Raw genomic sequence first — 13,436 nt, 5'->3', positions numbered from 1 at the left:
ACCCCGATCTATTTTAACTGATTCCCAAACGATCCCATAACTTTTGTAGTCGAGTTGGCGAAATAGGCATCTTGGTTTTCATCGGCTGAGAAAATAAAGAAATACGTAATTCTTCCAGCATCAAGTACAATTCTTTGATTCTTGGATCATTTTTGAACTTAAATACCTTGTCCATCCATGGATCGACATCGTCAATAGCAGCATGATCTCGCTGTAGATTATTTGGCAATCGATCTAAACGCAATAGCAGCGCTTTTAAATAACGTGGATATTCCTGCCAAAGATCAACTGGCTGGCAATAGACAAAATTGCCGAGTGACATTAAATCGAGTTGATCTTCAATATCATCGATACTGCGTCCAAATACGTCCGGATCAAGTACTAAAAGTTGACGACGGATTTGTTGCCACTGAATATAAATATCACTTAATTGCTCAAGTGCTTGCTGCCCATAGCTCAAAAATTGTTTTTTGACCTGTTCTAGCAGTTGATTAAATTCATCAGCATTGATTGGCAAAGTCGTAATTGCCATTTGTAAAGTCGCGTATACCAGCATTTGCTCAAGTTTAGCTTTATCGCCTAAAGGTGAATAAGCCAACGCAAGAGGTTTCGAAATCTGCTTTTTCAACTGACGAACCAAATCGCCAAGTTGCATATGGACCAGACGAATAATACCTTCTCGATGCTGTTTAATCGCCTCTGCCTGATCGTTAAATGTTTGTATAACCACGCCAGACTCATCTTTCGCCTCAAGTTCGGCAAAATTTTTAGTTGGCACTAAAGCTTGATATTGTTTAACAACAACCCCTGTCACCTTCTGTGAAGCTTCAAAGGTAAAGTTTTCAGGGAAGGTTTTAAATTCACCTTTTTGCTGTTTCACCGGACGATGCGTTTCTACGCGACAACGAGCCTTCAACTCAGCCAAGTCACGGCCTTTGGCGATCAATTTACCTTTTTCATCAATCACCTTAATAAAAGGCACCAAATACGGATCTATGCGTTCAAATGAAAAATCTTTTTCCGTAATCTGCTCACCACGTAAAGCAAACGCCAGATAGCTAAAGATATGTTGTCGCAAATGTACAGCATCAATACCTTGCATGAGCTTACGCGCCGTATCTGGAATTGGTACGAGGTTACGACGTTTATCTTTTGGTAAGGCTTTCAATAAGGCTTCAATGAGATCTAAACGCCAGCCTGGAATCCCCCACGACCAAATATTTTCATCTACCTGAGGCAATGCCTGTACCGGAATTTGGACCGTTGCGCCATCTTCATCATGACTTGGGTCAAAGCGATAAGTAGTTGCCAAGCGTAACTGACCATTATGTAAATGATCAGGGAATTGCTGCGTGGTCGGACGGTCATTGAGCCAAAGCGCATCATCTTCCACGTATAAATAACGCGGATTTTTTGCTTCTACGGTTGCACGCCAGTCTTCAAAACTACGACGACTCGCAATTTCTTCAGGAATTTTCGACGCATAGAACTGATAAATCGTTTCTTCATCGACCACCAAATCGCGGCGACGTAATTTATCTTCAACTCGCTCTACTTCTTCAAGTTTAAGCAAGTTGTGTTTTAAAAATGGTGGAACTGTACCCAGATTTCCTGTGGTTAATGCATCACGTAAGAAAATCTCATGTGCAGCAGGTTGATCAACTTTTTCAAAATTAACCAAACGCTTCGGTTCAATAATTAAACCAAACAATGAAATTTGTGCATAAGCATTTACAATACCGGCTTTTTTAGACCAATGCGGTTCGAAATAGTGATATTTCAATAAGTCGCGTGCAGCAAGCAAAATCCATTCAGGATCAATTTTTGCTAATGTACGTAAATAGACTTGAGAGGTTTCCACCATCTCAAAAGCCATCACCCACGCAGTATTGGTTTTATGCAAAGTACTGGCCGGAAAAACTTTAGCCTTTTGCTGACGCACCGCCATAAAGGTATTACGTTCATCAGTTTTATTGGCAATGAACGATAATAAACCGGTCAGCAACGCACGGTGCAAGTTTTCATAATTTGCAGGCTTTTCATTAAAACTAAGTTTTAAACCTTCGGCCAGCTCAACTAACTGCTGGTGTGTCTGTTTCCATTCACGTAACCGTAACCAACTTAAGAAATGCTGCTTAGCAAATTGACGGCGCTTGTTTTCCGACATTCCTGCTTCGCCTTTAGGATTTAAAGTATCCCAAAGTTTTAAATAAAACAGAAAATCTGAATCTGCCTCTTTGAATAGTGCATGCTTTTGATCAGCTTGCATTTGTTTATCTGCTGGACGTTCACGCGGGTCTTGAACTGCGAGTGCACTCACCACCACCAAAATTTCTTTGAGTACACCAAAATGAGCACCACCCACAATCATACGTGCGAGTCTTGGATCAATCGGCATACGTGCCATCATTTGGCCGACTTTGGTCAGTTCGTTTTTCTTCTCGTTCAGCGCGCCTAACTCAATGAGCAACTTACGACCATCATTGACTAGACGGAAATCTGGCGGCTCAATGAAATCAAAGTTTTCCAGCTCACCTAAACCTAAGCTCTGCATTTGCAGAATAACCGATGCCAAATTGGTTCGCTTAATTTCAGGTTCGGTAAACTCAGGACGACTTAAAAAGTCTTCTTCGCTATATAAACGAATACACACACCTGGAGCAACACGACCACAACGCCCTTTACGTTGATTTGCTGCAGCTTGTGAAATTGCCTCAATCGGTAAGCGTTGCACGCGTGAACGGTAGTTATAACGAGATATACGTGCAAAGCCGCTATCAATCACGTAGCGAATATTAGGAACAGTCAGTGCAGTTTCTGCAACGTTCGTCGCAATAATAATACGGCGGCCCTTTCCACTTGGGCTAAAAATCTTTTGTTGCTCAGAAACGGCTAAGCGTGCATACAAAGGTAAAATTTCGGTATGTCTCGGCCCGTACTTTTGTAAGGTTTCCTGCAATTCTCGAATTTCTTGCTCTGTACTTGAGAAAATCAGAATATCTGCATGTTCTGGATGGCCTTTTTCTTCGGCATCAGCAAAGCATTCCTCTACAGCTTGTACGACTGCACGCGGCAGGTTTTCTTCAAAGTCATCGAACTCGTCGTCATCACTACCACCAATATTCATTTCTGAAATTGGGCGATAACGCACTTCAACCGGATAACTACGCCCTTCTACTTCAAAAATTGGTGCATTATTAAAGTAGTTACTAAAACGATTTACATCTAAAGTTGCCGAAGTCACGATGACTTTTAAATCTGGGCGTTTTGGCAGTAACTGCTTTAAATAACCCATAATAAAATCGATATTGAGTGAGCGCTCATGCGCTTCATCAATAATGATGGTGTCATATTTAGACAAGAAGCGGTCATTTCCTAACTCGGCAAGCAAAATACCGTCGGTCATTAACCGGACAATCGAATCTTGCGAGCCTTGTTCATTAAAACGGATTTTAAAACCAATTGACTCGCCGAGCTTTTCGCCGACTTCTTCTGCAATACGCTGCGACACACTACGTGCAGCTAAACGACGTGGCTGGGTATGACCAATCATACCAGTCAAGCCACGCCCTGCTAACATTGCAATTTGAGGGAGCTGAGTAGTTTTCCCTGAACCTGTTTCACCAGCCACAATAATGACCTGATGCTTTTGAATCGCTTCTATTAAACGGTCAGCATATTGGGTTACAGGAAGATCCTGATTTAATTTGATTTTTGGTAAGCGTTCAAAACGCTGTCTAACTTTTGCATTAGACTGTTCAAATAATTTTTCAATCTCTGCAGTATTGGCTTTTTTATCTTTACGTAAACGATTTAAACGGTAACGATCTCTCGCCATCACCCATTGATCTATATTTAAACCATTCAGCACAGATAAGTTTTCCTGAAAATTCAACAATCCTCTATTTTACGCCTTAATGACCATAAGGTAAAACAATTGGTTTTTTATATATTTTTAATTTTTTTACATTTCACCCTTGAATTTTTAGTAGGTAAGCTTCATGTTGTTAGGCAAGTTTCTTTTACTATAACTGTCATTTGATTTACATGTTTTTGCAGTCAAATCGAATACAGTATTTGGGGACTTAAAAATCGAAAATTTCATACTTATTCAATTTTCCGATTTTAGTCATGTAAAAATACTATTTCCCCAATAAAGAATTTTTATTTATTCTACATCTCGTAAACAAGTTTAAATATAAACCTCAATCATGGAGACAATGATGAGCTTGATTAATACTGAAGTTAAACCTTTCCAAGCAACTGCTTACCACAACGGCCAATTCATCGAAGTGAACGAAACTAACCTTAAAGGTAAGTGGTCTGTTGTATTCTTCTATCCTGCTGACTTCACTTTCGTATGTCCTACTGAGCTTGAAGACTTAGCTGATAACTACGCTGAATTCCAAAAATTAGGCGTGGAAATCTACGGTGTTTCTACTGACACTCACTTCACTCACAAAGCTTGGCACGACACTTCAGACGCGATCAAGAAAATCCAATACCCATTAATCGGCGATCCAACTTGGACTCTTTCTAAAAACTTTGACGTTTTAATCGAGTCTGAAGGTTTAGCTGACCGTGGTACTTTCGTTATCGATCCAGAAGGTAAAATCCAAATCGTTGAAATCAACGCTGGCGGTATCGGTCGTGACGCATCTGAACTTCTTCGTAAAGTAAAAGCTGCTCAATACGTACACTCTCACCCAGGTGAAGTTTGCCCAGCTAAATGGAAAGAAGGCGAAGCAACTCTTGCTCCATCTATCGACCTAGTTGGTAAAATCTAATCTCTCTTAGATTTTAGAAACCTAAAGAACCATCCTTTATCGGATGGTTCTTTTGTTTTGAATAAGCACATCACATTTTCTACTGATACTTTTACAATTCTGCCCTTCCCCGTTACCTAAACATTGAGTAATGTCAAATAAACAACTGGTTAATTTTTGAGTACGTTTGATATGAAATAAAGGGGTGCATTTATGGCGAATACAGCGGTCGTCACTTCATGGAAATACAATGCGACATCGCGTCATTTAAAAATTTTTTATAGCGATGGCTCAGGAGATCTCTATCATCCTGTTCCTGAGTTTGTTTATGACAACTTATTGCGTTCAACCGATAAAGCCGCTTTTGTACACAAATACTTAGAATTTAATTTGCACTTTACCCGACTCTCTTTGGTGATTGCCTCATAAAATTATAAAAAAGGCCTGTTCAAAACAGGCCCCAACTGGAATATGAAAAATTATTTCAGCATAACTATTTTGTGACCACTAAACACAAACCTGCGCCGACAGACAAAATGCTACTCATGTAATCCGGATCTTTTTTAATTAAGGCTATAAATCGATTTACTTCTGCCGCATGAGATATCACATTATCAACGACTAAAACCCCACCTTTAGGCTTCATTAGGCGTTTTAAATCTGGCCAATAATTTTCATATGCATCACGTTCAGCATCTAACAAAATAAAATCAAATTTTTCCTGAGCTGCTTTTAAGTAATCGGCTGCATCTCCTACCCAAAATTGAACAATTTCACTGAGCTCTAACTCAGCTACATGACGTTTTGCCTCTGCACTTCGCTTTGCATCAATTTCAACTGTAATGACTTGCCCACCAGTCGCTTGGGCAGCTTCGGCAAGCCACAAAGTTGAATATCCTGTTGAAGTGCCAATTTCCAAAATAGACTTGGCTTGCTGCATACGAATAAGCTGGGAAATTAACTGGGCAGATTCTACTTCTATATTACGATATCGTTGTAAACGATCGGATTGCTGTGAGTCATGCTGTTTAAAGGTGTCATATAAATCAGCAACTCTTTGTAAGAAAATAGTATTTGGCATCTATTTTACTCCTTCTTTATATGACAGCCGTTTTATTTAAGTACTTTGTATTAATTTAAAACGCGGTACGACGCTACCATCACTCATTTGCACGGTTTCAGTAAACATATCAAGTGGTCGAACCCAAGTTGAATAATCACCATATAAACATTGATAAACGACCAATTCCTCTTCAGTTTCACTGTGTTTTGCTACAGAAAAAACTTGATAGAGATTACCTTTATAATGCTGATAAATACCGCGTTGCAATGACATGAAAGTACCTTTTAATGTTATGACATAAAATCTTTACAGCCATATAACATATATAAATTTTCAAACACTTTCACTTTAAAATACTGCAAAACTAAAAATGAAATTAAGATGCTCTTTTGTACTTTCTTAACTTACGCGTTGTTGCAAATCAACATTCAAAAAAACGATTAAATTCATAAAAACATACTGTTTTACCTATTCATTGTTTTAACGTACTATGCATCTATTGAAAAAATTTGGATGCATTGGAGTAAAAAACAGATGTTAGATCAAAACATTAAAACTCAATTAAAAGCTTACCTAGAACGTTTAGAAAGTCCAATCGAATTAGTTGCTGCTTTAGATGAATCAGACAAAGCTGCTCAAATTAAAGAATTAGTAACTGAAATCGCTGAGCTTTCTGACAAGGTAACAGCCCGTTTTGACGGTAACAATACACGTCGTCCAAGCTTTGGTGTGGCTAAAGCAGGTGAACAGCCTCGTGTGTTCTTTGCAGGCTTACCAATGGGCCATGAGTTTACGTCTTTGATCTTGGCTTTGTTACAAGTGTCTGGCTATGCACCTAAAGTGTCGGATGAAGTTTTAAATCAGATTAAAGGCTTAAACCTCAAAGCTAACTTTGATGTATTTGTATCACTCAGCTGTCATAACTGTCCGGACGTGGTACAGGCGCTTAACCTGATTGCCATTTATAACCCGAACACCACGGCAACCATGATTGATGGTGCATTCTTCCAAGACGAAGTGGAACAACGCAAAATCATGGCTGTACCGATGGTATTCCAGGACAATGAACACATTGGTCAAGGTCGTATGACGCTTGAAGAGATTGTGGCAAAACTTGATACCAATTCAGCTGAAAAAGACGCAGCAGCACTCAATGCCAAAGATGCGTTTGATGTATTGGTGATTGGTGGTGGACCTGCGGGTGCAACAGCTGCAATCTATGCGGCACGTAAAGGCATTAACACAGGTATCGTGGCTGAACGCTTTGGTGGTCAGGTCATGGATACCATGGACATTGAAAACTTCACTTCTGTGCAAAAAACACAAGGTCCTAAGTTTGCTGCTGAAATGGAAGCACATGTTCGTGAATACGATGTGGATATCATGAACCTGCAACGTGTCAGCAAAATCACTGGTGCAGACCAAACAGCAAATGGCTTGGTTGAAGTTGAACTTGAAAACGGTGCAAAACTTGAATCGAAAACTGTGATCCTTTCAACAGGGGCACGTTGGAGAGAAATGAATGTACCCGGTGAAGCTGAATACCGTACCCGTGGTGTAGCGTACTGTCCACACTGTGATGGTCCATTGTTCAAAGGCAAACGTGTTGCCGTGATTGGTGGCGGTAACTCAGGTGTTGAAGCGGCGATTGACCTTGCAGGTATTGTTGAGCATGTAACTCTGGTTGAGTTTGACACTAAACTTCGTGCTGACCAAGTCTTGCAAAACAAGTTAAACAGCTTGCCAAACACCACTGTGATTATGAATGCATTAAGCACAGAAGTATTGGGTGACGGTTCACAAGTAACCGGTCTTAAATATAAAGACCGTGCAACTGATGGAGAGCATGTGGTAGAGCTTGCAGGGATCTTTGTACAGATTGGTTTACTTCCAAACACTGACTTCTTAAAAGACAGTGAGGTTGAGTTAACCAATCGTGGAGAGATCATTGTCAATGACCGCAACGAAACCAATGTAAAAGGTGTATTTGCTGCAGGTGACTGTACCACTGTACCTTACAAGCAGATCATTATTGCTACAGGTGAAGGCGCTAAAGCATCACTCTCTGCGTTTGATTACATCATTCGTTCTGGGCAGTAGAACTGGTCAAATCACTATCATTTAATTCAAGCCTAGCATTACAAAATGCTAGGCTTTTTTAATACGAGAGTTACAACTTTTTAACAATTTTTGATCTTTATTAATCAGTTACTTTATGTTTATATTTTAGACATCCATAATTTTGGATGCCATGAATTAGAAGGAAAAACACAATGAATAAATTACTTGTTGCTTTAGGTCTTGCTGCGACTGTTGCCCTTGTTGGTTGTAATAAAGATAAAGCTCCAGAAACTGGTGCTACTACAGGTGAACACTTAGAAAATGCTGCTCAACAAGCAAGTGCTGATATCAAATCTGCTGGTGATCAAGCTGCGAGCGATATTGCAACTGCAACAGACAACGCTTCAGCTAAAATTGATGCTGCTGCTGACCACGCTGCTGATGCGACTGCTAAAGCTGCAGCTGAAACAGAAGCTACTGCACGTAAGGCAACTGCTGATACAGCTCAAGCTGTTGAAAATGCAGCTGCTGATGTGAAAAAAGATGCTCAACACTAATTCGCTTTAGCATTAAAAAAGCCCCTATTGCTTAGGGGCTTTTTTAATGCTTTTGAAAATTGCTTATGAAATTAAACCTTCATCACGCATTGCAATTTGTACAGACTGACGTTCTGCAACTTTATTACGTAAGGCAATAATATGTTTATATGGCGTTAAATCATGCTCAATTGAGTTTGACCAATTTGTTAAAACAAATAAATACGCATCTGCTGGACCAAAATTATCATTTACCAAATAGTCATAATCCGACTCAGCCAAATAATTATCGATATATTTTAAAAGACGGTCGATTTCAGCATAAGCTTTTGTTTTTTCATCATTTGTTAACGGCGCCCCAAAAAATACCGCGTATGCATCATGCAATTCAGAATTTAAATAGCCCAACCATTCTAATACTTTCGCACGGCCTAAGCCCGAAGGAGGAATCAAATCTTGTTTAGGGTCGTGCTGAGCAAGGAAAGGTAAAATCGCTACGTTTTCAGTTAAAATTAAGCCCGGATTAATTTCTAAAGCTGGTACATATCCCTTTGGGTTAATTTCATAATAATCTGCACCTTTTTCTGTTTTATGTGTTTTTAAATTTACTCGTTCTAAATCAAAATCAACATTAATTTCATTTAAAATAATATGTGCAGCTAAAGAACATGCGCCTGGCGAATAATATAATTTCATATCTGATCCTTGTTATTTCACATTAACGTTTTAAATTGGTTCTAAAAAACCTGCAAGGTTTGTACAATTCCTTAATTGTAAAAAAGCGTAAATTTATAAATTACTTACACTACCTAATATTCTTGAAAAAGTTTTCCCTTGCAAGTTGTCTTGCGTGACGATTGTTTAAAATATGATAAAACACATTCACATCACGCATTTTTACCGTTAACTACGTTTAAAAAGCTGGCTAATCCATTCCATTAATTGAGATAAGAAATCGAAAATTGGACTTTTCTGGTTATCATTTGGCTGATTCGAGTCTTTGCCATTTAAATCTAGGTCGACAATCACAGGGTCATGGTCCGAAGAACGATAGGCATCTTCACTATAGAACAAAGCTTTTTGCTCATCAGTCTTATATTCTTCGTTGTAATCTAGAACCGTCGGCTCGTCAGCATTAATATGCCAAGCAAAAGTACGAACTACTTTTGGATATAAATCTGCATCAGCAATAGCATGGTCTAAGTTACCCGCTCCACCATTACCATTTGCATCGCTTGCCACACCAAAAACATAACTGTACGCCTGAGCGCCTTGCCCAACTTTAGCGTCATTGAGTAAGACTTTATAATTGGCTTTTTCAAATGCCAAAATCGGCGCCTCTTTTGCATAACTATTCATGTCTCCAACGAGTAAAGCATTTTGCTTAGGCACTTGCGTCGGATTTTTTGCTAGCCACTGTACAATTTGATCAACAGCTTTTACACGGGTTGGATTCCAGCATCCCTGACCATCATTTTGATCTGCATTAGAAGAGTTGGCATCTACTCCACTACATCCTTTTGATTTCAAATGGTTTGGAATAACAGTAAATGTTTTATTACCACGAACAGCTTGGAAAGTTTGAGCTAAGGTTGTTCGGTTTTTATCACCTAAATCAAGCACAACAGCTTTATTTAAAGACTTCACACGCTTGCTGTTATAAATAATCGCAACAGCAATAACATCATTACCTAAACGATCCAGATTTTCAGGAATAACATATTTCCAGTCTGGACCTAGTGCACTGGTTAAATGAGCAATTGCGCTGTTTGGGCCATAGCCATTGTTGGCAATTTCCATTAAACCGTAAACGTCAGCATCAATCGATTTGAGTGCACTCACAATTTTACGGTGCTGTTTATCAAACTCTGCTTGTGTGTTTGCACCACGCTCTGTTGGGAAACCTGTTGCACCATTGTCATAGTTCAAGACGTTAAATGAAGCTACACGAATATGATTGGCATTTTTCGTAATAATATTTTGACGCGGGTTGGTTTGAGCAATAACTTCTGGTTGCGTACGTCCAAGCACTGGTTGTACGCGCCAACCGTTAAAACGATATTCTAAAATCCCTTCGACATTTTTAAGCTGGTAGCCTGAACGCAATGTATTGGCAGCACTAAAATTTGTAGGTAACCATGGTGTACGGTTTTGATTGTTATAACCATCATCAAAAATAATTTTAGATAATAAATTTTTCTGAGCTAGAGCTTTAGCTTCAGGAGATAGCGCTGGATATAAATTGGTTGGAATATATAAGCGACCTAAACTTAAAGATAGTTCACCATAACGGCCATAATTATAATTCTCACTCACCGTTAAAGTCTGAGGCAATTTCACCAACATGCCTTGATAACGCTGCGGAGAATGGGTTGAACCGCCTGTTAAGCTCGAAAATGGTAGTTCAAGGCTAATTGGCTGAACCTGATTTGCCATATTGCTATTACAGGTTTGAATATCTTGTTGTAATTGGTCAATCTGTAGCTGATTTTGATAGCTGGTTAAACGGCCACGTAAAATAACCTCATCACCAATTTGTCCACCTTTCACCGTACTACTATTCGGAATATAAACAAAAATGGCATTGCTCACATTTGCACGTGCTTTCGTATCAGGTGTTTGAACATAAAAACCTGAGAAACCATTTGCATAACGATAGTCGGCAGTAATTACCCCACGCACGGTATAAGTCTGGTTTTGTGCTGATGTTGCTAAATCGGCAATTGGTGTATCTGAGCTTGAACAGCTGACCGTTTCAATAGGAGGCTGAGTAGTAGTACCTGATAGATTTGTAAAATCATTTCGGTTTGCCCATGCTGTCCATGAATGGTCCAAATCAAATGCCGCTGTCGGATCAATACTCAAAGCTGGATTTTCAGTTTCAATACGTTTAAAGCTATTTCCCAAGCTTGAAACAGCAGTTCCCCATCCTGCCTCAGGTCGTTCCCCAATACGGCCAAAACGATCTACAGGTGTGCCTTTATAAACAAGCACAACTGCATCATCCCCATTAAAAGACAATGCAGCCACTTGATGTACTTTATTGCCAAGTTCTGTCTGTAACTCTGAACGCCCCACCAAAAATTTTTGTTTACTTGCAAGTGTACCTTGTAAACGGAAAGTGGCTGTTTTCGCAGTCCCACCATTATTAAATTGTTGAATTTCATAATCGGCCAAGTTAACAGTAGTACCATCCGGGTTATAAATTTCTAACCCTTTTTTATTATTGCTACCATCAACATACTGGCTAAACATGAGCTGTGCTTGAGCAACAGAACTATATGAAAATGCACCTAATGCACTTAAAAAAACCGAAAGTGTTTTTAATTGAAAAGTTTTCATGAGTAAAAATGTTCATGTGAGTTTTAATTAGCCTCTTAGATTAAATATTGATCATGACATCTACATGAAGAAAAACACCGAAAAATTTGACTTGACCACCTGAAGACTTAAAATACCGCATTTGAATTTCAATATTGCCAAGGTTATGTCGATCGATCAGTTAGAAACGCAAATTGCAGAATTGGACAATTTGCCTGAACACCGTGAAATTGTGACGTTTATGCGTCGTTCAGCCCCACTCAATACGTCTCAACGCACGGCTTTAGAACAACATCGCGATTTAATTTTGGAATATCCCGTGGGTGACTTACGTCAGCACTTCGAGCATCCAGAGCGCCCTTTAACTGTTGAAATTGGTTTCGGTATGGGCCGTTCTTTAGTGCTTATGGCTAAAGCGAACCCTGAACGTAACTATGTGGGTATTGAAGTCCATGTACCGGGCATTGCTCAATGTGTCTATGAAGCAGGTATGGCAGAGCTTAAAAATTTACGTGTACTCGATGCTGACGCAATTCAAGTTTTACGTGAAATGCCTGACAACAGTATCAACTGCGTACAACTTTACTTCCCAGACCCTTGGCAAAAGAAACGTCATTTCAAACGCCGTTTTGTTATTCATGAGCGTATGCAACTGGTCGAACAAAAACTTGAGCTTGGTGGTACGTTCCACGCAGCAACAGATTGGGAACCGTATGCTGAGTGGATGTTGGATGTACTAGACAACCGTCCAGACCTTGAAAACTTGGCTGGTAAAGGCAACAGTTATCCTCGACCAGAATGGCGCCCAGTGACTAAGTTTGAACGCCGTGGTATTGAGTCAGGTCATAAGATTAATGATTTTATCTTTAAGAAGATTAAGTAAGAAACAGGGCTTAGTAACAAACTAGGCCCTTTTCATTTCAATATTAAAAATTAAATAAACCTATAACTTATCTTGTCCATTTTTCTGGCTAATTAAAGATTGCCAATTGAACTCAATCTCGTTATTTATAGAAAAGGTACTTGCCATACTAAAAATACTAAGGACAACACATGTTAAAAATCTTAGGGCGTGATAATTCTATTAATGTTCGCAAAGTCTTATGGCTATGTGACGAATTAAATCTTACATATGAGAGAGAAGATTGGGGAATAGGTTTCCGCTCCGCTCAATCTCCTGAATTTTTGCAATTAAATCCAAATGGTCAAATTCCAGTAATCTTAGATGGTGACTTAGTCCTTTGGCAGTCGAATAGCATTATACGTTATCTGGCAAATGCTTATGATAAAGACCATATACTCTACCCAACTCAAGCTAAACAAAGAGCTATTATTGACCAGTGGGTTGATTGGCAAGCTATAGAACTGAATAACAGCTGGACTTATGCATTTATGTCGCTCATTCGACATTCAGCCCTTCATCAAGACCCGAATTTGTTACAACAAGGTATTGATCAGTGGAATAAACAAATGCAGATTCTCGATCAACAACTTGCAAAAACTCAAGCCTATCTTGCAGGTACTGAGTTTACTCTAGCTGATATACCAATTGGGCTGTCTGTGCAACGCTGGAAAGCCACTCCTTTTGACCATCCAGCGCTTAAACATGTCGACCAGTATTTTGAACGTTTAAATCAGCGTAAAGGCTTTTTAAAATGGGGCAATAACGGTCAACCTTAATCTCTTAAA

Annotated in this window: 11 protein-coding genes; 6 read left to right on the top strand and 5 right to left on the bottom strand. The window is 39.3% G+C overall.

Annotation, left to right across the window (positions count from 1 at the left end; genetic code table 11):
* Window positions 1-13 precede the first annotated feature (13 nt).
* Window positions 14-3,871 carry an ATP-dependent RNA helicase HrpA gene (gene hrpA, locus EG365_RS14575; protein ID WP_000931785.1) on the bottom strand — a complete coding sequence of 1,286 codons (3,858 nt, stop codon included), beginning with the start codon at window positions 3,869-3,871 and terminating at the stop codon, window positions 14-16.
* 352 nt (window positions 3,872-4,223) lie between these two features.
* Here hrpA and ahpC point away from each other — a divergent pair, with 352 nt between their 5' ends.
* The gene (ahpC, locus tag EG365_RS14570) at window positions 4,224-4,787 is read left to right on the top strand and encodes an alkyl hydroperoxide reductase subunit C (RefSeq protein WP_000052794.1); all 564 of its coding nucleotides are present in this window, start codon (window positions 4,224-4,226) and stop codon (window positions 4,785-4,787) included.
* A 192-nt stretch (window positions 4,788-4,979) separates the two neighbouring features.
* The gene (locus EG365_RS14565; RefSeq protein WP_000024050.1) at window positions 4,980-5,195 is read left to right on the top strand and encodes a KTSC domain-containing protein; all 216 of its coding nucleotides are present in this window, start codon (window positions 4,980-4,982) and stop codon (window positions 5,193-5,195) included.
* A gap of 64 nt (window positions 5,196-5,259) precedes the next feature.
* Here the strand turns inward: EG365_RS14565 and EG365_RS14560 are convergent, their stop codons facing one another.
* Together EG365_RS14560 and EG365_RS14555 are read right to left on the bottom strand one after the other, a co-directional pair.
* The gene (locus tag EG365_RS14560) at window positions 5,260-5,847 is read right to left on the bottom strand and encodes an O-methyltransferase (RefSeq protein ID WP_001133994.1); all 588 of its coding nucleotides are present in this window, start codon (window positions 5,845-5,847) and stop codon (window positions 5,260-5,262) included.
* A gap of 36 nt (window positions 5,848-5,883) precedes the next feature.
* The gene (locus EG365_RS14555; protein WP_000058246.1) at window positions 5,884-6,102 is read right to left on the bottom strand and encodes a DUF1653 domain-containing protein; all 219 of its coding nucleotides are present in this window, start codon (window positions 6,100-6,102) and stop codon (window positions 5,884-5,886) included.
* Window positions 6,103-6,363: 261 nt separating this feature from the next.
* Here EG365_RS14555 and ahpF point away from each other — a divergent pair, with 261 nt between their 5' ends.
* Together ahpF and EG365_RS14545 are read left to right on the top strand one after the other, a co-directional pair.
* Window positions 6,364-7,929 carry an alkyl hydroperoxide reductase subunit F gene (gene ahpF / locus EG365_RS14550; protein WP_000886808.1) on the top strand — a complete coding sequence of 522 codons (1,566 nt, stop codon included), beginning with the start codon at window positions 6,364-6,366 and terminating at the stop codon, window positions 7,927-7,929.
* 173 nt (window positions 7,930-8,102) lie between these two features.
* Window positions 8,103-8,447: a hypothetical protein gene (locus EG365_RS14545; RefSeq protein ID WP_001037893.1), complete on the top strand. Its 345-nt coding sequence runs from the start codon at window positions 8,103-8,105 to the stop codon at window positions 8,445-8,447.
* Window positions 8,448-8,510: 63 nt separating this feature from the next.
* Here EG365_RS14545 and EG365_RS14540 read toward each other — a convergent pair whose 3' ends face one another.
* Window positions 8,511-9,122 (bottom strand): glutathione binding-like protein, encoded by a 612-nt coding sequence (locus tag EG365_RS14540; RefSeq protein ID WP_000781338.1) that lies wholly within the window; start codon window positions 9,120-9,122, stop codon window positions 8,511-8,513.
* 207 nt (window positions 9,123-9,329) lie between these two features.
* On the bottom strand, window positions 9,330-11,768 hold the full coding sequence (locus EG365_RS14535; RefSeq protein WP_000847227.1) for an ExeM/NucH family extracellular endonuclease: 2,439 nt from the start codon (window positions 11,766-11,768) through the stop codon (window positions 9,330-9,332).
* A 145-nt stretch (window positions 11,769-11,913) separates the two neighbouring features.
* Here EG365_RS14535 and trmB point away from each other — a divergent pair, with 145 nt between their 5' ends.
* Together trmB and EG365_RS14525 are read left to right on the top strand one after the other, a co-directional pair.
* Window positions 11,914-12,630, top strand: coding sequence for a tRNA (guanosine(46)-N7)-methyltransferase TrmB (trmB, locus tag EG365_RS14530; RefSeq protein ID WP_000020858.1), 717 nt, complete (start codon window positions 11,914-11,916; stop codon window positions 12,628-12,630).
* 170 nt (window positions 12,631-12,800) lie between these two features.
* Window positions 12,801-13,427: a glutathione S-transferase family protein gene (locus tag EG365_RS14525; protein WP_000912930.1), complete on the top strand. Its 627-nt coding sequence runs from the start codon at window positions 12,801-12,803 to the stop codon at window positions 13,425-13,427.
* The last annotated feature ends 9 nt before the right edge of the window (window positions 13,428-13,436 follow it).

Source organism: Acinetobacter sp. FDAARGOS_494 (assembly GCF_003812225.1).
GTDB classification, from domain to species: Bacteria; Pseudomonadota; Gammaproteobacteria; order Pseudomonadales; family Moraxellaceae; genus Acinetobacter; species Acinetobacter baumannii.
Note: the sequence above shows the minus strand (reverse complement) of the source record. Positions and strands in the feature narration are given on the sequence as shown.

What these genes read in the sequence shown, in the direction of transcription:
- EG365_RS14545 (WP_001037893.1), top strand. Translation starts at nt 8,103, where the DNA reads ATGAATAAATTACTTGTTGCTTTAGGTCTTGCTGCGACTGTTGCCCTT.
- EG365_RS14565 (WP_000024050.1), top strand. Translation starts at nt 4,980, where the DNA reads ATGGCGAATACAGCGGTCGTCACTTCATGGAAATACAATGCGACATCG.
- trmB (WP_000020858.1), top strand. Translation starts at nt 11,914, where the DNA reads ATGTCGATCGATCAGTTAGAAACGCAAATTGCAGAATTGGACAATTTG.
- EG365_RS14540 (WP_000781338.1), bottom strand. Translation starts at nt 9,122, where the DNA reads ATGAAATTATATTATTCGCCAGGCGCATGTTCTTTAGCTGCACATATT.
- ahpF (WP_000886808.1), top strand. Translation starts at nt 6,364, where the DNA reads ATGTTAGATCAAAACATTAAAACTCAATTAAAAGCTTACCTAGAACGT.
- EG365_RS14555 (WP_000058246.1), bottom strand. Translation starts at nt 6,102, where the DNA reads ATGTCATTGCAACGCGGTATTTATCAGCATTATAAAGGTAATCTCTAT.
- ahpC (WP_000052794.1), top strand. Translation starts at nt 4,224, where the DNA reads ATGAGCTTGATTAATACTGAAGTTAAACCTTTCCAAGCAACTGCTTAC.
- EG365_RS14560 (WP_001133994.1), bottom strand. Translation starts at nt 5,847, where the DNA reads ATGCCAAATACTATTTTCTTACAAAGAGTTGCTGATTTATATGACACC.
- EG365_RS14535 (WP_000847227.1), bottom strand. Translation starts at nt 11,768, where the DNA reads ATGAAAACTTTTCAATTAAAAACACTTTCGGTTTTTTTAAGTGCATTA.
- EG365_RS14525 (WP_000912930.1), top strand. Translation starts at nt 12,801, where the DNA reads ATGTTAAAAATCTTAGGGCGTGATAATTCTATTAATGTTCGCAAAGTC.